Annotated in this window: 25 protein-coding genes and 1 other RNA gene; 14 read left to right on the top strand and 12 right to left on the bottom strand. The window is 36.0% G+C overall.

Going from position 1 to position 24,644, the window contains the following annotated elements; genetic code table 11:
- Positions 1 to 73: 73 nt before the first annotated feature.
- Positions 74 to 625 carry a Smr/MutS family protein gene (locus ACSHW7_RS07385; RefSeq protein ID WP_435678692.1) on the top strand — a complete coding sequence of 184 codons (552 nt, stop codon included), beginning with the start codon at positions 74 to 76 and terminating at the stop codon, positions 623 to 625.
- Here the strand turns inward: ACSHW7_RS07385 and ACSHW7_RS07380 are convergent.
- Complete coding sequence (locus tag ACSHW7_RS07380; RefSeq protein WP_435678691.1) at positions 622 to 1,506, bottom strand: hypothetical protein; 885 nt, start codon at positions 1,504 to 1,506, stop codon at positions 622 to 624. The two genes, ACSHW7_RS07385 and ACSHW7_RS07380, sit on opposite strands and share 4 nt — an antisense overlap.
- A gap of 104 nt (positions 1,507 to 1,610) precedes the next feature.
- Here ACSHW7_RS07380 and ACSHW7_RS07375 point away from each other — a divergent pair, with 104 nt between their 5' ends.
- Positions 1,611 to 2,759: a cysteine desulfurase family protein gene (locus ACSHW7_RS07375; RefSeq protein ID WP_435678690.1), complete on the top strand. Its 1,149-nt coding sequence runs from the start codon at positions 1,611 to 1,613 to the stop codon at positions 2,757 to 2,759.
- Positions 2,760 to 2,862: 103 nt separating this feature from the next.
- On the opposite strand, the gene ACSHW7_RS07370 is transcribed toward ACSHW7_RS07375, so the two are convergent.
- A complete protein-coding gene (locus tag ACSHW7_RS07370; protein WP_435678689.1) occupies positions 2,863 to 5,325 on the bottom strand; it encodes a TonB-dependent receptor in 2,463 nt (820 codons plus the stop codon).
- 9 nt (positions 5,326 to 5,334) lie between these two features.
- Positions 5,335 to 7,029 carry a M23 family metallopeptidase gene (locus tag ACSHW7_RS07365; RefSeq protein ID WP_435678688.1) on the bottom strand — a complete coding sequence of 565 codons (1,695 nt, stop codon included), beginning with the start codon at positions 7,027 to 7,029 and terminating at the stop codon, positions 5,335 to 5,337.
- A 145-nt stretch (positions 7,030 to 7,174) separates the two neighbouring features.
- Between ACSHW7_RS07365 and ACSHW7_RS07360 the strand changes: the two genes are divergently transcribed.
- From ACSHW7_RS07360 to ACSHW7_RS07340, 5 genes are all read left to right on the top strand, one after another.
- Complete coding sequence (locus ACSHW7_RS07360) at positions 7,175 to 7,465, top strand: hypothetical protein (RefSeq protein WP_435678687.1); 291 nt, start codon at positions 7,175 to 7,177, stop codon at positions 7,463 to 7,465.
- A 9-nt stretch (positions 7,466 to 7,474) separates the two neighbouring features.
- A complete protein-coding gene (locus ACSHW7_RS07355) occupies positions 7,475 to 7,765 on the top strand; it encodes a cell division protein ZapA (RefSeq protein ID WP_435678686.1) in 291 nt (96 codons plus the stop codon).
- Positions 7,766 to 7,817: 52 nt separating this feature from the next.
- Positions 7,818 to 7,927: non-coding RNA, 6S RNA (ssrS, locus tag ACSHW7_RS07350), on the top strand.
- A 98-nt stretch (positions 7,928 to 8,025) separates the two neighbouring features.
- A complete protein-coding gene (gene rny, locus ACSHW7_RS07345) occupies positions 8,026 to 9,612 on the top strand; it encodes a ribonuclease Y (RefSeq protein ID WP_435678685.1) in 1,587 nt (528 codons plus the stop codon).
- A 136-nt stretch (positions 9,613 to 9,748) separates the two neighbouring features.
- The gene (locus ACSHW7_RS07340) at positions 9,749 to 11,032 is read left to right on the top strand and encodes a DoxX family protein (RefSeq protein WP_435678684.1); all 1,284 of its coding nucleotides are present in this window, start codon (positions 9,749 to 9,751) and stop codon (positions 11,030 to 11,032) included.
- Between the two features lie 8 nt (positions 11,033 to 11,040).
- Here ACSHW7_RS07340 and xerD read toward each other — a convergent pair whose 3' ends face one another.
- On the bottom strand, positions 11,041 to 11,943 hold the full coding sequence (gene xerD / locus ACSHW7_RS07335) for a site-specific tyrosine recombinase XerD (RefSeq protein ID WP_435678683.1): 903 nt from the start codon (positions 11,941 to 11,943) through the stop codon (positions 11,041 to 11,043).
- A 171-nt stretch (positions 11,944 to 12,114) separates the two neighbouring features.
- Between xerD and ACSHW7_RS07330 the strand changes: the two genes are divergently transcribed.
- From ACSHW7_RS07330 to ACSHW7_RS07315, 4 genes are all read left to right on the top strand, one after another.
- Positions 12,115 to 12,723 (top strand): porin family protein, encoded by a 609-nt coding sequence (locus tag ACSHW7_RS07330; RefSeq protein WP_435678682.1) that lies wholly within the window; start codon positions 12,115 to 12,117, stop codon positions 12,721 to 12,723.
- A gap of 102 nt (positions 12,724 to 12,825) precedes the next feature.
- Complete coding sequence (locus ACSHW7_RS07325; protein ID WP_435678681.1) at positions 12,826 to 13,335, top strand: hypothetical protein; 510 nt, start codon at positions 12,826 to 12,828, stop codon at positions 13,333 to 13,335.
- A gap of 79 nt (positions 13,336 to 13,414) precedes the next feature.
- Positions 13,415 to 13,831 carry a type II 3-dehydroquinate dehydratase gene (gene aroQ / locus ACSHW7_RS07320; protein WP_435678680.1) on the top strand — a complete coding sequence of 139 codons (417 nt, stop codon included), beginning with the start codon at positions 13,415 to 13,417 and terminating at the stop codon, positions 13,829 to 13,831.
- A gap of 78 nt (positions 13,832 to 13,909) precedes the next feature.
- Positions 13,910 to 14,386: an outer membrane beta-barrel protein gene (locus tag ACSHW7_RS07315; protein WP_435678679.1), complete on the top strand. Its 477-nt coding sequence runs from the start codon at positions 13,910 to 13,912 to the stop codon at positions 14,384 to 14,386.
- Positions 14,387 to 14,514: 128 nt separating this feature from the next.
- Here ACSHW7_RS07315 and lpdA read toward each other — a convergent pair whose 3' ends face one another.
- The 4 genes from lpdA to ACSHW7_RS07295 all read right to left on the bottom strand — a co-directional run bounded on the left by lpdA (position 14,515) and on the right by ACSHW7_RS07295 (position 17,464).
- Positions 14,515 to 15,891: a dihydrolipoyl dehydrogenase gene (lpdA, locus tag ACSHW7_RS07310; protein ID WP_435678678.1), complete on the bottom strand. Its 1,377-nt coding sequence runs from the start codon at positions 15,889 to 15,891 to the stop codon at positions 14,515 to 14,517.
- 145 nt (positions 15,892 to 16,036) lie between these two features.
- Positions 16,037 to 16,429: a peptide-methionine (R)-S-oxide reductase MsrB gene (gene msrB / locus ACSHW7_RS07305; RefSeq protein ID WP_435678677.1), complete on the bottom strand. Its 393-nt coding sequence runs from the start codon at positions 16,427 to 16,429 to the stop codon at positions 16,037 to 16,039.
- A complete protein-coding gene (gene msrB / locus ACSHW7_RS07300; protein WP_435678676.1) occupies positions 16,422 to 16,907 on the bottom strand; it encodes a peptide-methionine (R)-S-oxide reductase MsrB in 486 nt (161 codons plus the stop codon). The genes msrB (ACSHW7_RS07305) and msrB (ACSHW7_RS07300) overlap by 8 nt, the downstream gene beginning before the upstream one ends.
- Before the next feature lie 26 nt (positions 16,908 to 16,933).
- A complete protein-coding gene (locus ACSHW7_RS07295; protein ID WP_435678675.1) occupies positions 16,934 to 17,464 on the bottom strand; it encodes a collagen-like protein in 531 nt (176 codons plus the stop codon).
- A 231-nt stretch (positions 17,465 to 17,695) separates the two neighbouring features.
- Between ACSHW7_RS07295 and ACSHW7_RS07290 the strand changes: the two genes are divergently transcribed.
- The 3 genes from ACSHW7_RS07290 to ACSHW7_RS07280 all read left to right on the top strand — a co-directional run bounded on the left by ACSHW7_RS07290 (position 17,696) and on the right by ACSHW7_RS07280 (position 21,397).
- A complete protein-coding gene (locus ACSHW7_RS07290; RefSeq protein WP_435678674.1) occupies positions 17,696 to 18,511 on the top strand; it encodes a M48 family metallopeptidase in 816 nt (271 codons plus the stop codon).
- 81 nt (positions 18,512 to 18,592) lie between these two features.
- Positions 18,593 to 19,903, top strand: a complete 1,311-nt coding sequence (locus ACSHW7_RS07285; RefSeq protein WP_435678673.1) for an MFS transporter — start codon at positions 18,593 to 18,595, stop codon at positions 19,901 to 19,903.
- 60 nt (positions 19,904 to 19,963) lie between these two features.
- Positions 19,964 to 21,397 (top strand): DUF6252 family protein, encoded by a 1,434-nt coding sequence (locus tag ACSHW7_RS07280; protein WP_435678672.1) that lies wholly within the window; start codon positions 19,964 to 19,966, stop codon positions 21,395 to 21,397.
- A 158-nt stretch (positions 21,398 to 21,555) separates the two neighbouring features.
- Here the strand turns inward: ACSHW7_RS07280 and ACSHW7_RS07275 are convergent, their stop codons facing one another.
- The 4 genes from ACSHW7_RS07275 to ACSHW7_RS07260 are packed head-to-tail and all read right to left on the bottom strand — an operon-like array spanning position 21,556 to position 24,466.
- Positions 21,556 to 22,287 (bottom strand): head GIN domain-containing protein, encoded by a 732-nt coding sequence (locus ACSHW7_RS07275; RefSeq protein ID WP_435678671.1) that lies wholly within the window; start codon positions 22,285 to 22,287, stop codon positions 21,556 to 21,558.
- A 4-nt stretch (positions 22,288 to 22,291) separates the two neighbouring features.
- Positions 22,292 to 23,374, bottom strand: coding sequence for a hypothetical protein (locus tag ACSHW7_RS07270; protein ID WP_435678670.1), 1,083 nt, complete (start codon positions 23,372 to 23,374; stop codon positions 22,292 to 22,294).
- Entirely contained in the window at positions 23,358 to 23,909 is a 552-nt protein-coding gene (locus ACSHW7_RS07265; RefSeq protein ID WP_435678669.1) for a hypothetical protein, read from the bottom strand. Before ACSHW7_RS07265 ends, ACSHW7_RS07270 begins: the two co-directional genes overlap by 17 nt.
- Complete coding sequence (locus tag ACSHW7_RS07260) at positions 23,909 to 24,466, bottom strand: RNA polymerase sigma factor (protein ID WP_435678668.1); 558 nt, start codon at positions 24,464 to 24,466, stop codon at positions 23,909 to 23,911. Before ACSHW7_RS07260 ends, ACSHW7_RS07265 begins: the two co-directional genes overlap by 1 nt.
- Positions 24,467 to 24,644 lie beyond the last annotated feature (178 nt).

Below are 24,644 nucleotides of genomic sequence, written 5' to 3'. Positions count from 1 at the left end.
GAAATGCATCTTCCATTATCCTTTTAAAGAAAAATTTTGTAAGTATTTTTGATTTTCATTAATGAATAGGGTTATGGAAGTAGGAGATAAAATTATGGTTCTTGACGATGTTTTTTCAGGAATTGTTGTACAGGTAAATGGAGAAATTATTAGCGTTGAAACTGATGACGGATTTGAAATGGATTTTAACCGTTCAGAACTCGTTATAATTTCTTCGGAAATTAAAAAAAACGAATTTCACCCTTTCAATTTAAACGAAATTAAAGCTGACAAACAGCAAAATAAGCCAAAGAAAAGCACACGCGTAAAACCAAAAGAGCGTTCACTTCCGCCCATGGAAGTAGATTTGCATATCCATCAATTGGTTCCCAATGAAAAAGGAATGTCTAATTTTGATATGCTTGAAATTCAATTAGATACGGCGAAACGACAACTAGAGTTCGCCATGCGAAAAAAAATACAGCGCATTGTGTTTATTCACGGGGTAGGTGAAGGAGTTTTGAAAACCGAACTAGAATTTTTATTCCGTAAATATGATAACGTTGCTTATAACGATGCTAATTATCAAAAATACGGCAGAGGTGCGACGGAGGTGTATATATTTCAGAATATAAAAAATAATTAGAGACTTGGATTTTTGATGATTGTTTCATTTCTAATTCCTTCAATAGTCCCGAAATTAAATACTTCAAGGATAATCTCTTCTTCCGTATTAAAGAGCGTTAGGTCTTCAATAGTGATGATACCATCACTTACCCTTGTGTAGCTATGCTCCCTATATCCTGGTGCGGGATATGAATCAATAACCGCAGGATTTAAATAATTAGCTCCCACAATATTGTCATTTACATCATCGCGTGGATCCATATTGCCATTTGCATCCTCATTAATGGTGGGTACTCCATCTCCATCATCGTCTCTGTCTAAATAATCTGGTGTTCCATCATTATCTGTATCTATCGCTGGAACATCTGGATAGTCAGGACCGAGCTCAATTCGAGTAGGTACATTATCGCCATCGTCATCAAAGTCTATATAGTTAGGGATTCCATCATTATCTGTGTCTAGTGTTGAAATAGATTCCTCAATGCCATCATTATCATCCAGTACCGTGGTTGAATTAAGAACTACAGTACCAGAATATCCTAAATACTCTGTAACAGTTAATGGAGTAGTGGGAGGAATAGGATTACAAAAATAATCGCTAGTTACAGTATTGTCAAAACTACGATAGTTTACTGTATTTGTACCCTCGGCAAGTTCGAACGTTCTTATTCCGCTTTCTAAAAAAAGGCTGTCATTCGTGGAGAGTAACAAAGAAATACTCTCGTTGACTGTTGGATTTATTTTATAAAAAACATACCCTCCATTTTCACCACAAGTTTGCAGGTTTGCATCTTGAAAATCAAAGTTAGTAACAATAATATCGCCGTCATTACAACCTAAAAATAGAGCGGTTGCTATCAATAATAACCAAATTTTTCCCATAACAAATATGACATTCATTTTCTACTTACAAAGTAAAGCATTTCTTTATTAGTGGCTCTCATTACTCATAATATTATCTGTATTTTTGCACTCCATTTACAAATTTCAAAAAAAATATCCCCTTGAAAAAAGTATATTTCGATAGTGCAGCAACCACACAGTTGAGAAGCGAAGTTATTTACGCTATGACTGAAGTACTAAAAACCGAATATGGAAACCCATCCTCATCCCACGCCTATGGGCGTTCTTCAAAAAGTGTCATTGAAACAGGAAGAAAAGAGGTTGCAAAAATTTTGAATGTTTCTCCTTCTGAAATTATCTTCACATCTGGAGGTACCGAAGCCGATAATTTAGTTCTAAACAGTTGCGTTAGAGATTTGGGTGTCACCCGAATCATTTCAAGCAAAATTGAACATCACGCCGTTTTGTACAGCATCAACCAACTTGAAACTACCCACAATATTAAAGTCGATTTTGTAAAGTTAGATGATTGTGGACATGTTGACTTTACGCATCTCGAAGAACTATTAAAAGACAAAGAACACAAAACTCTTGTTTCATTAATGCACGTAAATAATGAAATAGGAAATGTTTTAGATTTAGAAAAAACGGCAAAACTTTGCAAAAAATATGATGCTCTATTTCACAGTGACACCGTGCAATCTGTAGGCCATTATCAATTAGATTTTCAAGAAATCCCAGTTGATTTTGCAGCTGTTGCAGCACATAAATTTCATGGACCAAAAGGCGCGGGATTTGCTTTTATTAGAAAGAACACTGGACTAAAACCGCTCATTTTTGGGGGTGAACAAGAACGAGGAATGCGTGCTGGTACTGAAGCTGTGTACGCGATTGCTGGAATGGTAGAAGCGTTGAAAATCAGTTATCAAAATCTTGAAAAAGAAAAAGCATATATAACCGACTTAAAAGATTATTTCAAGCAACAACTTTCATCGCATATTCCAAATGTAATTTTCAATGGTTCTTGCGATGATAACGTAACGAGTACTTATACATTATTAAATGTTTGCTTGCCGGTAACGACAGAAAAAGGATTGATGCTTCTATTTCAATTGGACTTAAAAGGGATTGCGTGTTCAAGAGGGAGCGCTTGTCAAAGTGGTAGCTCTAAAGGCTCTCATGTTTTAGCCGAAATATTAAACGATGAAAATATGGCAAAACCATCCATCAGATTTTCATTTTCAAGCTTCAATACAAAAGATGAAATTGATTACGTGGTTGCTACTTTAAAAGAGTTTGTGAATTCTTAAAACTCAAATTTATCTTCCTTCGGAAATGTGTAGGGTTTGAAATTATTGTTTTGAAACCTATCTTCAGAAAACCACTTATTTACTTCATTAAAATTTCAGTAATCTAAAACTTGGCCGTAACTCTTACATTAAACACACGTGGTGTTAAATAGTTGGGTATTGAATATTGTACCTTAGTGTACACATCTCTTACAAACGTATTGGTAATTGAATTCTGCACATCAAAAATATTGAATATTTCAGCACCAATGGTAAGCTCTTCAAAAGGTTTGAAAATGCCGCTTTCTCTTTGGCTATTTTCGTCTACAAGAACGTATTGAACTCCAAGGTCGGCACGTTTGTAATCGGGCAAGCGTTGTTGGTAATCGTAAGGATCAGCGTAGCTCGGTGAGCCTCCCGGTAATCCTGTGTTATATTGTAAATTTAAATATCCTTTTAAATTTGGTATCACTTTCACATAATCCTGTAATAACAATCCTACTTTTAATCGTTGGTCTGTCGGTCTAAAAATATATCCTCTGTCGTCAATATTTTCTTCGGTTTTTAGGTATCCTAAACTTACCCAACTTTCAGTTCCGGGAACAAATTCTCCCGCAAGTCTAAGGTCTAGTCCATAGGCGTATGCTATAGCGTTGTTGTTCGCTCGGTATCTTATTCGTACATTTTCTAATGTGTAAGGATTTACATCGGTTAATTTTTTATAATACGCCTCCGTATTAAGTGTAAATGGTCTGCCCCAAAGGTCAAAACTGTAATCATTTCCGAGGACAATATGAACCGATTGTTGTGCTTTAACTCCGGGTCTCACGGTTCCTGTAGAATCTCGCAACTCCCTATAAAATGGGGGCTGATGATACACTCCTCCAGACAATCTAAAAAGCATATCCATTTCCCAATCTGGTTTTAAAGAAACCTGTGCGCGAGGGCTAAAAACCGTTTGGTTAGTACTTTGAATCCCATCGCCACTTACCGTCCAATTATGAGCGCGGACACCAGCGTTTAACCAAACATCACTTTCACCAAGTGTTGTTCTTCGACTCCATTGCGCATAACCGCTCACGCGATCAATTTGAACATCGTTTTCTGCTCTTACGTCTGTGTAAGGAACAATGGCAGATGTAAAGGGCTCATAAGGCTGGAGATTTGCAAAATCAATAATTGGTGGACGAATTGAAAATCCTGCTGAGTCAATAATTTCATATTCTTGAATACGGTCGCGAATATCTTCGTGTGTAAATTTTACGCCGTACTCAATCTCGTTGTCTCCAATGCTGGCATTTCCTTTGTGTTCTAAATTGACAATCAAGGCATCAAGATTGTTGCGGGCGTGCGTGAGTTGGGAGCCTATTCCTTCAGTAAATGTTACATCACCTGCGGTTTCACTACCTATGTTTGTGTCAACTTCTCCAAGGCGATACTCCGCTAAAATATCGTAATATTCTTGCTCTTGTGTTTGATAAATAGAACCAATGAGTTTTGCAGTATAATTAGGAGAAACCACATACGTTCCTTTTAAAGCCCCAAAATACGTGTCATATCTATCTTCTTCCTGTCCTTCATAAAAAACAATGAGTGCAACCGGGTCTGCTAATGTTCCAAAGTTTGTTTGTCGGGCTAACGGCCTGTAGCTATAATTGTTTATTGCAAGGTTTCCTAGAAAGCTCAACTCAAATTTATTGTTAAACTTATAGCTCAAATATGTTTGTCCATCTGCAAAAGTAGGGCGGTAGTTAGTTTCGGTTTCCTTTGCGTTGACAAAAAGACTGTTATCGCGATAACGAAGGCCAACAATTCCTGTAAGTCGTCCATTTTTTGAAACACCCTCAACGGTAGCACTTGCTCCTAAAAAACTAACATCAAGACTTGCGCCAAATTCAGTAGGTTTGCGATACGTAATGTCTAAAACCGAAGATAATTTATCTCCATATTTTGCTTGAAATCCACCCGCCGAAAAATCAACTCTAGAGGTCATATCGCTATTTACAAAACTCAATCCCTCTTGTTGACCGCTACGTACTAAAAATGGACGATACACTTCAACTTCGTTTACATAGACCAAGTTTTCATCGTAGTTTCCACCACGTACAGCATATTGCGTGCTCAATTCGTTATTATTGTTTACTCCGGGTAGAGATTGTAGTAAGGTTTCGACCCCACTATTTGCCGTTGGTATTTTTTTAATTGTTTCGGGGCTTATTGTAGTGATTCCTTCAACACGTTTATTTTCTCTTCCTGTAATTACGACTGTAGTGATTTGCTCAATGTCCGACTTCATTACCGGATTGAAGATAAAATCTTCATTCGGGCTCAAGTTGAAAGTTGCCGTAATGTCTTTATTTGAAACGTGACTAAATTTTAATGTAACGTCTTGATTCGATGGGATTTCTAATAAAAAATAACCATCAAGATTTGAAATGGTTCCTTCATTTCCATAGGTAATATTTACGCTAGGAACGGGAAAATTATTTTCATCAAGAATGACTCCTTTAATGGTTGCTTTTTGGGCAAACAGTGAAATCGATATAAAAAAAAGGAATATGCTAAGGGAATATAAACGTGTCTTCAAAAGCAAGGATTATAGTTGTTTTCTGAAAAATTGAGCCTCAAATGTACTGCTATTTCCCACATTATCGGTTACAATTAATTTCAAATTGTTTTCTGTTTCAGAAATGATGGCGTCATCAAAATCATAAGTTAAAACGTCCTTTTTGTAATTATATTCCATCAATATAAATTTCCCGTTGATGGTCGCCCTGTAAGAGCTAATCCCGCTCAAATCGTCATCAATTTTAATTTCGAGCGTCTTATTGCTACTTATCCATTTTCCCTCAGTAAAATTTACAGCGCTCATTTTTGGTGCCGTTGTATCTGCCACGAGCGCGTAGTCACCTAATGTTCGCGTGTAAGCGGTGAGTACATTTCCTCTTCGTCGTGTGGAGTTATAATATGGATCGCCCCTATAATTTAACCGCGCAATAAACAATTTACTTTTGTCAGCACCCACATAATTATCAATGTTCAAACTCACCGAAATATTTTTGTGCACCGGCACCACGTCTTCGTGAAAATGTAGCGTGTCGCCACTAGTGGTGATAGATAGGTATGTGTCTTCGTATAGTGCTTTCTTAGGAATAAAAATGGTAAACTTCCCTTTATTAATAGTTGTTGGCTCATCTGACTGCACAAACTCTAAAGATTCATCAATGGTTTTTTCTTCGGAAATTTCAATCAATTTACCTTCTATGGGTATTGAAACCGATGTAGTATTTCCTTTAAAATCTATCACATCGATGTTAAAAATAGAGCTAAATCCGTCCTCGACCTCGATAATTCCCTTGTCGTTTTCATACTTAAAAATACTCAACGGATTGTTGGGTTCTCTGAATAATTTTTGAACCCTGTCTCTATTTACCTTATAACTATTATAATCAATGTACCTATTTAAATAACGGGTTTCGCTAAAAGAAAATCGTTCAAATCTTATATCAACTTTTTCTTCGCCGTTATAGTTCGTTTTTATTTGATAAACTCCATTCTTGTTTGAAGCACCATTCATTTGGTCAACGGTATTGATTCCAAATCCTATTTTTCCGTTTGCGATTACTTTTTCGGTGGTGTATGAACCGTCTTTTTGTAAGATAAGTCTCAATTTAATAGGGTCTTTAGAACCATTGACAATCGCGTTTTTTTCTAACGGATATGCCATTAACGTAGTAATGATTGGATTTTTGATATCGGGGACATCAACTCCAAAAAGCATTGGATTCATTGGGCGCGATGCGCTATCTCTTATTTCATAATGGAGGTGTGGCCCACCGCTACTTCCGGTATTTCCTGTGTATCCAATGAGGTCTCCTTTTTTAACAGTGAGTTGGGTAGCTTCGGGGAAAAGTTCGACTTCAAATGTTTCTTTCTCGTATTGGGTTTTCTTGACGAAATCTTCAATGTCGCCAGCATATTCTTTGAGGTGTGCATACACAGTAGAATAGCCATTAGGGTGGTTAATGTACAATGCTTTTCCGTAGCCATAATGCGCCACTTTTATTCGACTGATGTAACCGTCAGCCGGAGCATAAATGGGGATTCCTTCAACTTGTTGGGTTTTTATATCGAGCCCACTATGAAAATGGTTACTTCGCAATTCGCCAAAACTCCCAGAGAGAATGATTGGGATTTGCAAGGGCGAGTCAAAATAATCCTGCGGAAGATTGTCTTGTGCGATTAAAGATAAGGAAGTGAGTAATAAGAGGGCTGCTAAAATTGTTTTCATCGAATATCTACTAGATGCTTTATATACGGGGAGTAGGTGACAAATATTGTGATAGATATTCAATATTACAAAAATTAACGCAAAAGGTTTGCTTATTCGTTAATGTAGTTTAACTTTGTGACTATAGGATTGAAATAACCAGTTAATGAGTACGCTTTCAGAACATGTTGATACGCTGGAGAATAGAGTTAGCAAGCTGTTACACAAGTACACGAACTTGAAACAGAAAAATGCAACGCTTTCTGCCGAAATTAAATTACTGAAAGAACAGCAGGATACTTCCAAAGCCGAAATTGAAGATTGGAAAAATACTTGTGACTCGCTAAAATTGGCAAACTCAATGCTTGGCAGCGACCAATATAAACGAGATACAAAACTCAAAATAAATGCTCTAGTACGGGAAATTGATCAGTGTATTACCCAACTTTCCGAATAGAAAATAGTAATGTCAAACCAGTTAAAAATAAAAATTTCTATTGCAGATCGTGTGTATCCATTAACGATTCATCCAGATCAAGAAGAGGGGCTAAGAAAAGCCGCAAAGAAGATAGAAGTAATGATTAAAAGGTTTGAAAAGAGCTACGCAGTAAGGGATAAGCAGGATGTTCTAGCAATGTCAGCTTTGCAATTTGCCGCACAAGTAGAGCAAAAAAATATTGATAATTTGACTGATACAACACAAGTGGAGCAAAAGATTAGTGCTCTTAACGAATTGTTGCAACAGCATTTATCGTAACGTTCTTTACATAACAATAGGTTACTGCCTACATTAATATACATTTTGGTAAACTCAACAGAGATTCTTTTGAGAAGGGTGAGTTAGAGTTGTAAAAGCGAGCCGTCTTTGAGCGGATGCTTGATCAGCTTGTTAGCCCTAAACTTTTTTTCATTGGAGTTTACACAAATCAAATATTATTGTAGGCTTTTTTATGTCTTATTGTTTCAGAAAATCGTTAAAAAAATTTTAATAATTAATACAACTAAACCAAATATAAAATGAATGACATAGTAATATATATTGTAGTAGGAATTATAGGCCTAGCCATTGGCTTTGTAATTGCTAAAATGATTGAAAAGAATAATGCGTCGCAAACAGTGGCTTCAGCAAAAAAGGAAGCTGCTAGTATTTTAAAAGAGGCAACTATTGAAGGTGAATCTATCAAAAAAGATAAAATGCTTCAAGCCAAAGAAAAGTTTTTTGAACTAAAGAGCGAACACGAAAAAGTTATCAATAGCCGTGACAAAAAAATGGGCGAGGCCGAAAAGAGAATTAGAGATAAAGAGTCTCAAATATCTAATGAATTGGCCAAAAGTAAAAAATCAACCGCGGAGCTTGAAAAGAAGAAAAACGAGCTTGATAACAAAAAGAATGATTATGACGAGCGCATGACAGTTTTGGATAAAAAGAAAGCCGAAGTTGATAAAATGCACCGTTCGCAAATTGAACAATTAGAAGTTATCTCTAGTCTTTCGGCAGATGATGCCAAAGAACAATTGATGCACAGTTTAAAAGAAGAGGCTAGGACAGACGCAATGGCATTTGTTCAAAACTCTGTTGAAGAAGCAAAAATGACGGCCCAGCAAGAGGCAAAGAAAATTATTATTACAACAATTCAACGCATAGGTACTGAGGAAGCGGTTGAAAACTGTGTGTCTGTATTTAACTTAGAAAGTGATGATGTAAAAGGTAGAATAATTGGGCGTGAAGGCCGAAATATTAGAGCCATTGAAGCGGCTACTGGTGTTGAGATTATAGTTGATGATACACCAGATGCAATCATACTTTCTTGTTTTGATAGTGTGCGAAGAGAAATTGCACGTTTATCATTACATAAATTAGTTACGGATGGAAGAATACACCCAGCACGTATTGAAGAGATTGTAAAAAAGACCACAAAGCAAATTGAGGAAGAGATTATCGAAGTTGGAAAACGTACGGTAATCGATTTAGGAATTCACGGTCTACAGCCAGAATTGATTAAAGCTATTGGAAGAATGAAATACCGTTCTTCTTATGGTCAAAACTTATTACAACACTCAAGAGAAGTTGCAAAGTTATGTGGAGTAATGGCAAGTGAACTAGGTTTAAATCCAAAACTAGCTAAACGTGCAGGTTTATTGCACGACATAGGTAAAGTGCCAGAAAGCGAAACAGAAGTTCCTCACGCAATTCTTGGAATGCAATGGGCTGAGAAATATGGTGAAAAGCCAGAAGTTTGTAACGCCATAGGTGCCCACCACGATGAAATTGAAATGACAAGTTTACTCTCGCCAATAGTTCAAGTTTGTGATGCGATTAGCGGAGCAAGACCCGGCGCGAGACGTCAAGTTCTTGATAGCTACATTCAGCGTTTAAAAGATTTAGAGGATATAGCCTTTGGTTTTGGTGGAGTTAACAAAGCGTACGCTATTCAAGCAGGTAGAGAATTACGCGTTATGGTTGAAAGTGAAAAAGTAACCGATGAAAGAGCCGCACAATTATCTTTTGAAATTTCACAGAAAATTCAAACAGATATGACGTATCCTGGACAAGTGAAAGTAACTGTAATTAGAGAAACGAGAGCAGTTAATATTGCAAAGTAATAATATAAAACCAATATATTTTAAAAGAGTCCAGACGCATGTCGGGACTCTTTTTTGTTTAAGGAAAATTTCACTAAAATTTAATTGTAACATTTACAAATTATAAAAGTCTATTTTAGAACTAAACCAACTAATTATGACTTCATCAATCAGCGAAAAGCCAAATTTCAATTTGGCTCAGCGTATCTTTTTTCGATTTTTCTTTGTTTATTTTGTTCTGTACATCATTCCTTTTCCTGCAAGTTATATTCCAGGGGTTTCACAGATAGTGCCATTTGTTATGGAAATATTTACGAATATTTCTTTATGGTTCGGGGAACATGTTTTTGGGATTAGTGATGAGATTGACCCAACACCCGGCGGAAGTGGTGATAGATTATTTAATTATGTGCAGATGTTTACATATCTCATTATTGCGGTTGTAGCCACTGTTATATGGTCAATAGTGGATTTCAAAAGGAAAAATTATCATAAGCTCCTTACCATCTTCACAGTATTTTTGAGATATTATCTAGCTTCCATCTTATTGTCTTATGGGTTTTCCAAGGTATTCCTAAATCAATTTTCTGAATTATCCCTCGGTGATTTAGTAACTCCCTACGGCGATTCTTCTCCTATGGGACTCATTTGGAATTTTATGGAATATAGTGATGCCTACACTATATTTTCAGGGCTGGCCGAAGTAGTAGGAGGGTTATTGTTACTTTTCCGAAGAACTACTACACTTGGCGCGTTAGTCTCTGCTGGCGTTATGTTGAATGTATTTATGATGAACATGAGTTTTGACGTTCCTGTGAAACTCTTTTCGGGTCATTTATTGTTGATAAGTGTCTTTTTGCTACTGCTAGATTCAAAAAGAGTGATATACTTTTTTATATTAAATAAGCCTACCGAAAAAAAACAAATAACAAACTATTTTTCACTTCGGAAATGGAACATTTCACAACTCGTGCTAAAAATAATTTTCATCCTTTACATTGTAATATTTAGTGGTTATAGCTCGTATCAAGGCCAATTTCAATGGGGTAAAAAAGCTCCAAAGCCAGCTCTTTTCGGTATTTATACATTAGAGAATTTTATTGTTAATCAAGACACGCTATCACAAATGAGTGCAGATAGTATTCAATGGAAACGATTTATAGTTGATAAATACAGTACACAAATACAGTTTAAGAACGATGAGAATTCGTATTGGAAAAAAGAGATTGACACCATTGAAAAAACGTTGAAACTCTCCTCTTGGAATGACAGTACAAACCTTTACGACTTTAAATATAAATTTCAAGACAGCATTTTAAAGCTAGATGGAATGTACCGTAACGATACGTTATATATAGAATTGAAGTTAAAAGATATTAATGATTACTTATTGATAAATCGCAAGTTTAATTGGGTAAATGAATATCCATTTAATAGATAACTAATAAGTTAATCATCCTTACGAGGGTGAAATTTATTAATAGTTTCGGTTAAGAAAGAGGTTTCAATGTGGGTGTATATTTCTGTGGTGGTGATGCTTTCGTGCCCCAGCATTTGTTGGATGGCACGTAAGTCGGCACCGTTTTCTAGCAGATGCGTCGCAAAAGAATGACGAAATGTATGCGGGCTAATGGTTTTTCGAATGCCGCTAATTTCAGCAAGTTGTTTGATAATGGTAAATATCATGGCGCGCGTTAGGCCGTTGCCTCTTCGGTTTAAGAATAGCGTGTCATTTGCTTCGGCTTTGATATTTTGATGAACTCTCACTTCTTTGCGGTAGAGATTGATGTATTTAATGGTATGGTCGCCAATGGGCACAAATCGTTGTTTATCTCCTTTTCCGGTAATTTTGATAAAACCTTCTTCAAAGAATAAATCTGAAATTTTAAGGGTGGTTAATTCGCTCACTCGCAAACCACAGCCGTAAAGGGTTTCTAGTATTGCTCGATTTCTTTCGCCTTGCGGACTGCTCAAATCTATAGCCCCAATTAATGCGTCAATTTCTTCAACTGCTAATGTGTCCGGAAGTTTGCGACCTATCTTTGGAGCCTCGATAAGTTCTAAAGGATTTGTAGTTCGCATATCTTCAAAAATGAGATAATTGAAAAATCCTTTTAATCCTGAGATAATTCGGCTTTGAGACCTTGGGTTTACTTCTTTTGCAATCGAATATATAAATTGTTGTAACGTTTCAGCAGAAATTTTAATGGGGGAAACAGTTACGTTATTCGATTCTAACCAAAGCATCAATTTTTTGATGTCTAAAGAATAGCTGCTTATAGAATTAGCCGAAAGCCCACGCTCAATGCGAAGATAATCTTGATATGATTTGAGGGCTTGGTTCCATTTCATGGTGTAAATGTAAATAAAATCCTACCTAGATTTATTCGTTAAAAATAATTGTTATATTTATCTAATAACCAGTTTATTAAAATCTGTAATTGTTTAATTCATTTAAAGAAGTTAACCTTTTGGCTCCCCAGGCATTAATAGATAAACGAGTAGTAACTAAAACAACAAAACATGAAAAAAATTATTTTAGGAGTATGTCTTTCAATTTTTGCAATGACAGCAACGAAGGCGCAAGATTTAAAATTTGGAGTAAAAGCAGGACTTAACGTAGCCTCCATTGGTGGGGATGCTTACGCAGGATTGGGAGGTCTTGACTCAAGAATTGCTTACCATGTAGGGGTTTTTGCTGAAATTCCACTTGTGATGAAGTTTTCAATTCAACCAGAATTATTGTATTCTGCACAAGGGAGTCAGTTTGGTGGCGCCTTTGGTTTTAATGATATTGATGATCAACGTCTCAATTATATCAATGCTCCAATATTAGTTAAAAGAAGATTTATAAAAGGTTTGAGTGGTGAGTTAGGCCCTGTCTTCGGATTTTTACTTTCGGCAGATGGTGAGAGAGCATTCAATCAAAATGGTGTAGAGGTTGATAATAAGGAAGCTTTTAACGATTTAGATATTGGTATAGCAATAGGGGCTTCTTATGCACTAGATAATGGCTTTTTGTTTGGTTTACGATATAACAAAGGAATTTCAAACATAAATAATAGCGATTTTACGAATAACAAGAACCAAAATAATGTATTTCAAGTTTGGGCGGGATATTCGTTTTTGTAAAACATAATTATTCAAATTACTGAAAAGTGGAAACATCAAGTTTCCACTTTTTTATTATCTTAAATACTGTATTTTTGAAGTCTAATATTTAAAAATTTCAGAATGAAGAAAGTACTTTTTTTAGGTTGTTTTATTTGTTCAATAGCTGCATCTAAGGCGCAAGGATTTAAGGCAGGTTTTGGTGTTGGTTATTTGACTGAGATTGATGGTGGTGGAGGTAGTGTTGATTTAATTTATGAACTTGATGAAAAATGGGGGATTGGAAATACAAATACCTTTTCGGTAGCTACTTTGGATTCAGATGACAGATTAAAATGGTTTGCAGTAGATTTGAATGCGCGATATAAAGTGTACGAAGAATTTTATGTTTTTGCCGGTGGAGAGTATCTATCTCAAACGCTTAATGTAAAATCTTCAGTTGGAGGTTTTGTTATAAACTCTGATCCCGTAAGTGAATCATTTTTTGGTGGAAATTTGGGTGGTGGATATAAATTACATATTGTATCGAATGTAAATGCATTTGGGGAAGTTAAATATACGATTATTGATGCAGGTACAACAGGTGGTAGTGGTTATGTACATGCACGACTAGGATTAGTTTTTGATTTTTAATACGTACTTAATTGTTAAACATTTTATTTAGAGACCGAGAAAATAATTTCTCGGTTTTTTTTATCCTTATATTTGAAATATGAAACTAATTATCATCAACGGCCCCAATTTAAATCTCCTTGGAAAGCGGGAAACGGCTATCTACGGAAACGAGACATTCAAAGACTATTTTTTAAAATTACAATTTAAGTATACCGAAATCGAACTAGAATATTTCCAATCCAATATTGAAGGAGAATTGATTGATAAAATACAAGCTGTAGGTTTTGATTATGATGGCATTATTCTTAATGCTGCGGCATATACTCATACATCTGTGGCTATTGGTGATGCAGTAAAAGCAATCGAAACACCGGTGGTTGAAGTACATATCTCAAACACATTTGCAAGAGAAGATTTTAGACACCATTCGTATATTTCGCCAGTAGCGAAAGGAGTGATTTTGGGTTTTGGAATGCAGAGTTACGATTTGGCTATTCAGAGTTTTTTGTCTTAATCTAGAGTATTTATTAATTGTTTAAACATAATCTTAACAAAGATTATGTTTCGAACATTCTACATTAAAAGTTGACTTATGAAGTATATATTTTTTATTTCCTTTTTTCTTTCTTCGGTAACTAGTACACTGCTTGCACAAACAAGTTTTGGTGTAAAAGGAGGAGTCAACTTTACGTTCTTCAATGAAAATCAAGAACAGTTTGGAGAAGACCCAGAAATTGAAACCGGTTATTTTGGTGGATTGTTTGTTGATTTCAAAATTAGTGAATCATTTCACGTGCAACCTGAATTATTATATAAAGGGGTGGGAGATTTTCACTTTATAAACGCTCCATTTTATCTAGAATATTATGTTGCGAAAGATTTGAGTTTATTGCTTGGCCCTAGTCTCAATTATTTTTTTGACCTTTTCGTCAATAAATTTAAGGTAAGAGCAGATATAAGTACTGCATATCATTTCTCTGAAAATATAGAGGCAAACTTAAAATATACCATTGGTTTTGAAGAGCTATCCCCCAATGTTCTATTCCTAGGACTTGGATTTGGCTTTTGAAAAAGGAAAAAAAATTATTCTCTCTCGTCGTTAATATATGGAATAAAAAAAAAGTCCCGAAACAATTATTGTTTCGGGACTTTTTAATTTTATCTTACGTCTTACGTCTTACGTCTTACGTCTTACGTCTATAAATGAATTACTTCACCGTAGGCATCAGCAACTGCTTCCATTACCGCTTCACTCATAGTAGGGTGTGGGTGGATTGCTTTTAACACTTCGTGTCCTGTAGTTTCCAATTTTCTTCCTAGAACAGCTTCGGCAATCATATCGGTCACTCCAGCACCTATCATGTGGCAACCTAGCCATTCGCCATATTTGGCATCAAAGATTACTTTTACAAATCCGTCTTTGGTTCCAGCAGCACTTGCTTTTCCTGAAGCAGAGAATGGAAATTTGCCCACTTTCAATTCATATCCAGCATCTTTAGCTTGTTGTTCTGTCATCCCTACGCTTGCAATTTCAGGGGTTGCGTACGTACATCCTGGTATATTTCCGTAGTCAATAGCCTCTACGTGAACACCTGCTATTTTCTCAACACAAGTAATACCTTCGGCAGATGCTACGTGTGCCAATGCAGGCCCGGGAGTAATATCGCCAATAGCATAATATCCTGGAATATTAGTTTGGTACCAGTCATTCACCATAACCTTCCCTTTATCTGTTACGATACCCACTTCCTCAAGACCTATTCCTTCAAGATTAGTAGCAATACCAACAGCCGAAAGTACAATCTCAGCTTCGATAACTTCTTCGCCTTTTGCTGTCTTAACCGTTGCTTTTACTAGTTTTCCTGACGTATCTACCTTTTCAACAGAAGAATTGGTCATTACTTTAATTCCACTTTTTTTGAACGATTTTTCAAATTGTTTTGAAACATCAATATCCTCAAGAGGAACAAGGTTTGGTAAAAACTCAACGATGGTAACATCAGTTCCCATTGCGTTGTAAAAATGTGCAAACTCAACACCTATGGCACCACTACCTACAACAATCATAGATTTTGGTTGCTTTTTAAGTGTCATTGCTTCACGATATCCAATTACTTTTTTTCCATCTTGCGGAAGATTGGGTAATTCTCTAGAACGAGCACCCGTCGCAATTATAATGTGGTCTGCGCTGTATTCCTTTCCATCAACATCAATTTTCTTTCCGGCTTTCAATTTTCCGAAGCCATTAAGAACATCAATTTTATTTTTCTTCATCAAGAACTGAACTCCTTTGCTCATGCCTTCGGCAACGCCACGGCTACGTTCTACAACCTTTGTGAAATCTTTATCATATTCTTTAACGGTCAATCCATAATCCTCGGCATGTTTCAAGTATTCAAAAACTTGGGCACTTTTAAGAAGCGCTTTTGTAGGGATACAACCCCAGTTAAGGCACACACCGCCTAAGCTTTCTTTTTCTACAACTGCAGTTTTAAAACCCAGTTGAGAAGCTCTAATGGCAGTAACATAGCCTCCTGGACCACTTCCTAAAACTATAACATCATATTTGCTCATGGTACTTTTTTTGCTTGTTAATTTAAGAAGTCAAATTTACTAAATGTGAAATGAAATACAGAGAAATTACATAAAAGAAAAAATCCCAAATCTCAAAGCTAAAATTGCTAGAAATTTGGGATGTAATTTTATTAAAATATGATTCTTATTTCTTCAAATCAACCGATAATGAATTCACACAATATCGCTGTCCCGTTTTAGTTGGGCCGTCATTAAAAACGTGACCTAAGTGACTCCCGCAGTTCGCGCAAAGTATTTCTGTGCGCATCATCCCAAAGGTAGTGTCTTTTATGTATTCTACATTTCCGGGGATGCTTTCGTCAAAACTTGGCCATCCACAGCCACTTTCAAATTTACTGTCGCTCTCAAAAAGTGGGTTGTGGCATGCACCGCAAACATACGTTCCGTTTTCAAAAGTGAGATTGTACTCTCCTGTGTGGGGACGCTCGGTTCCTTTTTCTCTTAAAATTTTATATCTGGCTTCACCGAGTTCTTTTTTCCACTCGGCTTCGGTTTTTTGGACTGGGTATTTACTCATTTTCTGCTGGGATAAAGTTTAACGCCACGCCGTTAATGCAATGTCTTTTTCCAGTAGTGTCCTTTGGTCCGTCGTTAAATACGTGTCCCAAATGCCCACCACATGTTGCGCAATGCTCTTCAACTCTTGTATATCCTAATTTGTTATCTGTATCAAAAGCTACATTTCCTTCAATTTCACGGTCAAAACTTGGCCATCCTGTTCCGCTGTCAAATTTATGTTCACTTTTAAAAACAGGCGTATTACAAGCTGCACAAACATAGGTTCCGGGCGCGTAATTTTTATTTAATTTACTCGAAAATGGCGGCTCGGTTCCTTCATTTCGTAATACATCGTATTCCTGAAATGTTAATTGTTCCTTCCATTCTTCTTTGGTTTTTGTCACTTTAAAATTTTCGGCAGATTTTTCACTTTTTTTAGCTTGTGAATTACAACTAAAGAGAGTAAAACAAGCAAGTGCGAATATTAGATTTTTCATAATTCTGAAATTTTAATTTATTATTATTAGTTTGATATATGTTCGATTTCCGAAGCATCTATTTCTATCTGTCGTAATAAATCGTCCATACTTAAATTAGCATCTGCAAATTCTGCTGGAACGGCAACAATTCTAAAAGTTTGATTGTTTATATTCTCACTGCCTATGTTAGTCAAATCAAAATTACCTTCTATCGTCATTTGAACGTCAAGAAAAGTATGGTTGAAATTATATTGAAAAATATCTCCAGTACCGTCATTGAAAAATACATTTTGTGGTAATTGTGTCCATACATCTGCTGGCGTACCGTCGCCTAAAGGTACTACCGCTTGCAACCTGTAGACTAAAATAGCATCACTTTCAAATACTTCAAACGGATAATTAATAATTTGTGATACATATTGATTATTACCTGTGTCCAGATTAAAATTCAATGTAGTTTCAAAAACTTGGCCTAAAATGTTGATACCCGGTTCTCCAGGAGGTACTGGGTCGCCTTCACACGATGAAAATAATAGCGATGCTGTAATACCAAGGAATAAAAATAAATGTTTCATAATTGTTTTGTTTTTCGGAAATGTTACAACAACGATTCCGTTTTTGCTGAATTTTAAATTGAGAAGTTAAAGGTAGTCGCTTTCTTAAAATTTCAGTATTAAAATTAAGCCAAAGAAGTCTTGGCGTTGTATTTGATATTTCTATTTCCGAAGAAAGAATTTATAGTTTTTTTAATATAATTGAAATGTTAAAACAGTACTTTTAATTTTACAAAAACAAACACCATCATTATGAATTACAAACAGATACTTTCAATAGCAATTGTTGCCATATTTATGGTAGCATGCGCAACAAATCCATTTACGGGGAAATCCACGTTGGCTTTGGTGCCAAATTCGCAGATTTTGCCGATGGCATTTCAGCAGTACGACCAATTTTTAACTGAAAATAAGGTTATTAATGGAACGCCTCAAGCAAATATGGTAAAAAACGTTGGACAAAAAATATCAAGTGCTGCGGAGCGATATTTAACGGCTAATGGTTATGCGGGATATTTGACCGATTACCGTTGGGAATATAATCTTGTTGAAGACCCAGCGATTAATGCTTGGTGTATGCCTGGGGGGAAAATTGTTTTCTATACAGGAATTATGCCTATCGCTCAAAATGAAGCTGGAGTTGCAGCAATTATGGGGCATGAAGTAGCACACGCACTTGCTAATCACGGTCAACAACGTATGAGCGCAGGACAGTTGCAACAATTAGCTGCTGTAGGAGTAGCCGTAGGTACTGCAAGTTCTGAAAATGCGGCTATTTATAATCAAGCTTTTGGAGTAGGTTCAAATGTTTTAGGGATGTTGCCTTTTAGCCGAAGTCACGAGACTGAGGCTGATAGAATTGGATTGACATTAATGGCAATCGCTGGTTATGACCCACTAGTAGGAGCGAGACTCTGGGAGCGTATGAGCCAGCAAGGCGGAGGAGCTCCACCAGAGTTTTTAAGCACGCACCCCGCAAACCAAACACGTATCAATAATATTATGCAATGGGCACCAGAGGCAAGAGCCGAAGCTAGAAAATATGGTGTTACCACATTTAAAAATTAATAGAAATATTTTTTAAATTAACTATCAAATATCCCGATGATTCATCGGGATATTTTTATTTTAGACGTTTAATATTTCAACATGGCAAAACTAGAAAAAGGGTCTAAAAAGTTATTGAATGCGTGGGCGTTTTATGATTGGGCAAATTCTGTTTATAGTTTAGTAATTGCATCGGCGGTTTTCCCTATATTTTATGGGGCGCTCTTCAAAGAAAAAGGGATTGAAGCAGTTGAGGTATTTGGTATTGCAATTCGTAGTACACCTTTGATTACATTCACAACAGCTGCGGCATTTTTAGTTGTTGCCATTTTGTCTCCGCTACTTTCAGGTATTGCTGATTATGTGGGTAACAAGAAAAACTTTATGAAGTTTTTTTGCTATTTGGGAGCCTTGTCGTGCATCGCATTATATTTCTTTAATCTTGAAAATATTTACATAAGCCTATTGAGTTATTTTCTTGCGCTCATTGGTTTTTGGGGAAGTTTGGTTTTTTATAATTCTTATCTGCCAGACATTGCCCATAAAGAACAACAAGACAGCATTAGTGCAAAGGGGTATTCATTGGGGTATATAGGAAGTGTTTTGTTACTTGTTTTTAATCTCGGAATGGTAATGTACCCTGGAATTTTTGGTTTAAGTGACGACGGAAACGGAAGTATTGAGGCTATGAAAATCTCATTTATAACGGTTGGTTTGTGGTGGATTATTTTCAGTCAATATTCATTTTATCATTTACCAAAAGGAAACAAATCTGGTCACAAAGTTACCAGCGCAGTTATTTTTAATGGATTTCGAGAATTAAGAAGCGTCTATCAATCTTTGACCAATAACTTAAAGCTAAAACGATATCTAGGAGCATTCTTCGTTTACAGCATGGCTGTACAAACAGTAATGCTCGTGGCGACATATTTTGGTGAACAAGAAATAAACTGGGGAGATGGTGACGCCAAGACTGTAGGGCTTATAGGCAGTATTTTAATTATACAATTGGTTGCAGTTTTAGGAGCTTATTTAACCAGCAAAGCATCTTTTAAATTCGGAAATATCAAAACTTTGATATTTATAAATACTGTTTGGGTCTTATTATGCATTTCAGCATTTTTTATTTATGAACCTGTTCAGTTTTATATTACGGCTGGATTTGTTGGTTTGGTAATGGGTGGAATACAATCTTTATCGCGCTCTACCTATTCAAAATTTTTACCCCAAACAAAGGATACCACGTCTTATTTTAGCTTTTATGATGTTGCCGAAAAAATCGGTATCGTTATAGGAATGGGTATTTATGGCTTTATAGATCAGATTACGGGAAGCATGCGTAACGCAATCTTATTTCTCGTTGTTTTCTTTGTAATTGGCGTTATTTTACTGTTTAGAGTGCCTAAAAAATAAAAAGGATTACACAATTTTTCTTTATGTTTGCGTTTAAAGAAAGAACTTACTTACTTAACTATGAAAAAATTTAAACTATTTAATTGGATGCTTGTCGCCTTAATGGCATTTCAATTTGCTTCATGTAGTGATGAACCTTTAGAAGGCCAATTCCCACAATCAGGTGGCGGACCTGCAGAAGGTGAAGTTGGAGCCTTTACTGCTAAAATTAATGGGGTGAATTTTGTTGCAGCAAGTACTTCGGCTGTTGTTTTTAGCGATGGTTTTTTTACAATTACAGGAGTATCGGGTAGTAACAATGCGATTACAATTTCGGTTCCTAATATAGCTACTGGTAATTTTAGCCTAACGGATATACCAGATACCAGTAATACTGCAGCTTACGTAGATGCGGCACAAGTAACCAATCCTTACACAACATTAAGTGGTATAGGAGGTTCTGGGCAAATGGTGATTACGAGTTACAATGAAATTGACATGTTAATTTCTGGTTCATTTCAGTTTACTGGAGCCAGACAAGCTCAAGATGCTCAAGGCACTCCGCTTTTTGATGGTAATGGAGACCCGATCATTCAACAGGTTCAAATCACAGAAGGTTTATTTACCGCAATCCCATACATATTAGATGAAGATGGTGGCGGTGGCGGCGGAAATGGCGGTGGCGGAGATCCAAATGGTCCTGTTGAAGATTTCTTTGCATTGGCTGATGGTGAAGAATTTGTTGACACCACATTAACTACAACTTCAAATATGGTAGGAGAGGTGCTCGTTATTAAAATTGAAGCGCTTACAGCCACAGGACAATTAATACGTCTTGATATTCCTTCGGATATTGGAATTGGAACATTCCCAATGGAGAGTGAAATTTCAGACGGTTCTATGTTAATAGGTCTTTATAACGGAAATACCGGAGGAGAGAATTTAAGTTCAAATCCTGGCGAAATGACAATCACTACCTTTAATGTTACAGATGGAATTCTTGAAGGAACATTTTTCTTCACCGCGAGAGATCCACTCATGCAAGACCCAACAGTTGTAGAAATAACCGAAGGTACATTTACAGTTTTCACAACGGATATTTCAATACCAGAACCACTACCTTTTAGAGCAGTCGTTGATGGATTGGAATTTTTACCTGCGGTAAATGACATTATTGTAACAAATAATGAAGTGAACATGATTGAGTCAAGAACGATTACAGCTACAATACCAAGCGGAAGAGAAATCACTATCACTTTGCCTGTAAACGTTGAAGTAGGGGTCTATGAAATGGCACCTGAGGTTGTAAATGGTGATGAAGTCGTTGGAACGTATACATTGCCTAACGTGAATACAGTTTTCAGTTCAAATCCAGGTAACCTTACCGTTCAAGAGTATGATTCTGAGACGGGAGAAATTAGAGCGACCTTCTCATTTACTGCAATAGATAATGTTGGGACAAACCCCTCAATTGCTTCAATTACTGAAGGAGAATTTGCATTAAATATTCTCTAGTAGCACTTCGGAAATTTTAAATATCAAAGCCTCTTTAATTCATTTTAAAGAGGCTTTTTGTTATGCTGAAATTCTTTGTAAATGCAAACCCTAAATTAAAATAAGCTCCACATTTCCGAAGATATGGGAGCTTTTTAAATTTTATCTAGAGTTTATAATTACATCTTATCGATGTCACCGGAGCCAAAAACTTTGGTATCTTTTTGAGTAGGGTTTCCAAAGTATTCGATATCACCACTTCCTTTCACGCGTGCTTTTATACTTCCCGAAGCAAATACCGCAGCATCACCTGATCCAGTTAATGAAATATCGGTTGTAGTTGCCTTTAGATTTTTAGCCTTAAAGTCGCCACTTCCAGACACCACCGCGTTCAATGTGTCAGTTGTGCCATTTAGTGTCATATCGCCGCTTCCTTTTAGATTTGCTTCTATATTCTTAGCTTGCAGTTGCAAAGTAATATCGCCTGACCCTGTAAGTTTCGTTTCAAAATTTTGAGCATTGATTACATCTTTTCCAATCACATCGCCAGAACCTGTTAGTGTAACTGCATCCAAATCTTTGAAAGGAACAATAACACGTATTTTATGTTTTGATTCATAATACGGCATTTTGTTTTTCGTGGTAACTTTTAATGTGCCGTCGTTATTGGTAAGCTCAACATATTGCTGCAAGTTATCTTCGGCAATAATTTTAATGTCTCCCTCGTTCCCGGAAACAAGTTCAACGGTAATAGAGCCCACCGTATTTACCGTGTGATAATCTGCGGTATTTACAGTATTTGTAACTACATTACCACTTCCGGTAATCTTTTTTTGAGCAAGGGTACTTTGTGTGGTTGCTATACATATTGCAATGAATAATAGTGTGTTAAGTATTTTTGAAGTTTTCATAATTTTAGTTTTTGGTTATTGTTATGCTTCCGTAGCGTGAATTGATATTTATATTGTTTTTGGAATTCATATTTCCGAAGTAACCCACATATTCAGATTTACCCGACTTTTTATTCTCGCTGGTCATTGTAATAAAATCGGCTCCTTTCAATCCACCATATCCTAAATCTGCTTTGAATTTAAAGTTATACCCAGGGTTTATTCCCAATGAGATTTTTGAATAGCTACCATCAATAAGGATGTCTTTCATCGTGGTTTCGGTTTTTTCTATACTCAATGAACTATAGCGTGCAGTGACGTTGAAATCATACTTTACATTCATAAAGATACCGCCGTTATAATCTGCTTTTCCATTTACGCTACCCGCATTTTCCACTCTCAATTTACCGTAGCGGTTTTGATAGTCGAGTTTGCTTACAGTGCCAATATTGCTTTTTGTATAATCTGCAACTAATTCAAGGTCATCCACTTTTTCCAATGAAAAATCTGAATAATCTGCTTCAATTTTGCCGTTTTTCATATAATTAATGGTAGCGTGATCTGTGTAGCGCATTTTGATGTAGTTGTCATCAGCATTTAAATCTCCAATAATAACATCGCCATACATGGCATTTATTTTTGCGTTTCCGTTGAGGGAGGTGATTGTGATAGCGCCGTATTTATTTGTCAAATCTACGTTGTTGCTCTTTGGTAATTTTATGGTGTAAATTATCTCAAACGAAACTTGGTTACCATTTTTCTTCCAGCTAGAGTTGTTGCCGCCATCTTTAAAATTAGTTTCGGCGTTCACTTGATTACTAGTTGCGTTAAAGTCAATCGTAATTTCTTCAAGTTTTTCTTGAACTTTACTTTCGTCGTCACCATTTGTTTTAATTAGGACGTCTATAACTGTTCGGTTTTCATCCCAAGTTGTGATATTGATATTTCCGTAGGCATTATCAACGTTCAATCCAGCGTTGGGGCTAACTGTAAACTCTTTAGAGACTTTTTTTTCCTTTGTGTACTTACCTTTAAACTTAGTTTCATTTGCAAAAGTCATTGCAGGGATGAGTAGTACTAGTAATAGTATGTTATAATGTGATTTCATCTTTATTATTTTTTTGAATTTTTATATCTTCTATAATGTCAATTACCCCTTGAAGCAACTCTATTCTATTTTGAAAGTTTGCAATCATGGCAGTTACAACGCGTTTGTCATTGCCGCTTTGCAGTAAATCTACTTTCAAATTTTTGTATTGCGCTTCTAGGGATTCAATTTCGGTTAGTGTTTCGTTGATGATTTGTTTTAATTCTGGGTCGTCATAACTTTTTAAGGTTTCTAACTCCTTGTTAATAGCGGTCGTAAAGAAGGATTGTGTTTCTTGCATTTCAATAGAGATACTTGAAAGTTCTGCATCTTTGGGTGCTTTATTAAAAAACAAAGAGCCAACGGCAACAATTACGGCAATGCTAGCTGCAATACTCAATGGTTTCCACCAATTCGTTTTTTTACGGGTCTTTTCAATAGCATTTTCTTGCGCTTTCAGTTTATCAAAAAATCTGTTTTGATGGCCTTGTGGCGTTTCCTCAATATCAAATTGACCGTTGTTGTTGTTTAGAATATGTTCTATTGAGTCTTTCATTATTTTAGGTTCAATTTTTTTCTCAAACTTTCTTTTGCTCTTGAAATCATGGTTCTACAATTGGCATTTGTAATGTTCAAAATCTCGCAAATTTCTTCGTAATCAAATCCTTCAATGTAGTGGAGGGTCAACACTTGGTCATAATTGGGATGCAAGGTTTTCATTACTTTTAATAGGTTATTTGCTTTTGGGTTTTCGTTTGAAATTTCGGCTATGCCATTTTCATCTTCATCTTCATAGGTTTCTTCGTTATGTAAAAATTGGTCTAAGGGAACATATTTACTGGATTTGTGATATGCCGAAATACTATTGTTCACAACAATCCTTTTTAACCAAGATCCAAAAGTTGCCGTGCCTTTAAATGTATCCAACCTATTAAAGGCTGTCAAAAACGACTCTTGCATTATGTCTTCCGCAAGTGCACTATTTTTTACAATCCGAACTGATGTATTGAACATCGCTTTCTGGTACCTATTATAAATTTCTAACTGCGCCAGATTGTTCTTCTGCAAACAGAGCTCGAGTAAACTTTCAACAGGTACTTTGGTTAATGACACTTTTTTGATGGTTGGTTGTTATAAAGATACGGCTGGTTTTTAATTGTTACAGTTGGAGGAAAAAAATTTACGATTTGCATAATTTATTTTTTCTTCGGAAATATAAATTACATAAAATTTGTCCTTATAGTTAAATGAGTTTTTGTTTTCTTCATTTCCGCAGCAAACATTTCCCCTT

Origin of the sequence: Patiriisocius sp. (genome assembly GCF_051252435.1) — a bacterium.
Taxonomy (GTDB): Bacteria; Bacteroidota; Bacteroidia; order Flavobacteriales; family Flavobacteriaceae; genus Patiriisocius.
This window is presented reverse-complemented; position numbering and strand designations above follow the sequence as displayed.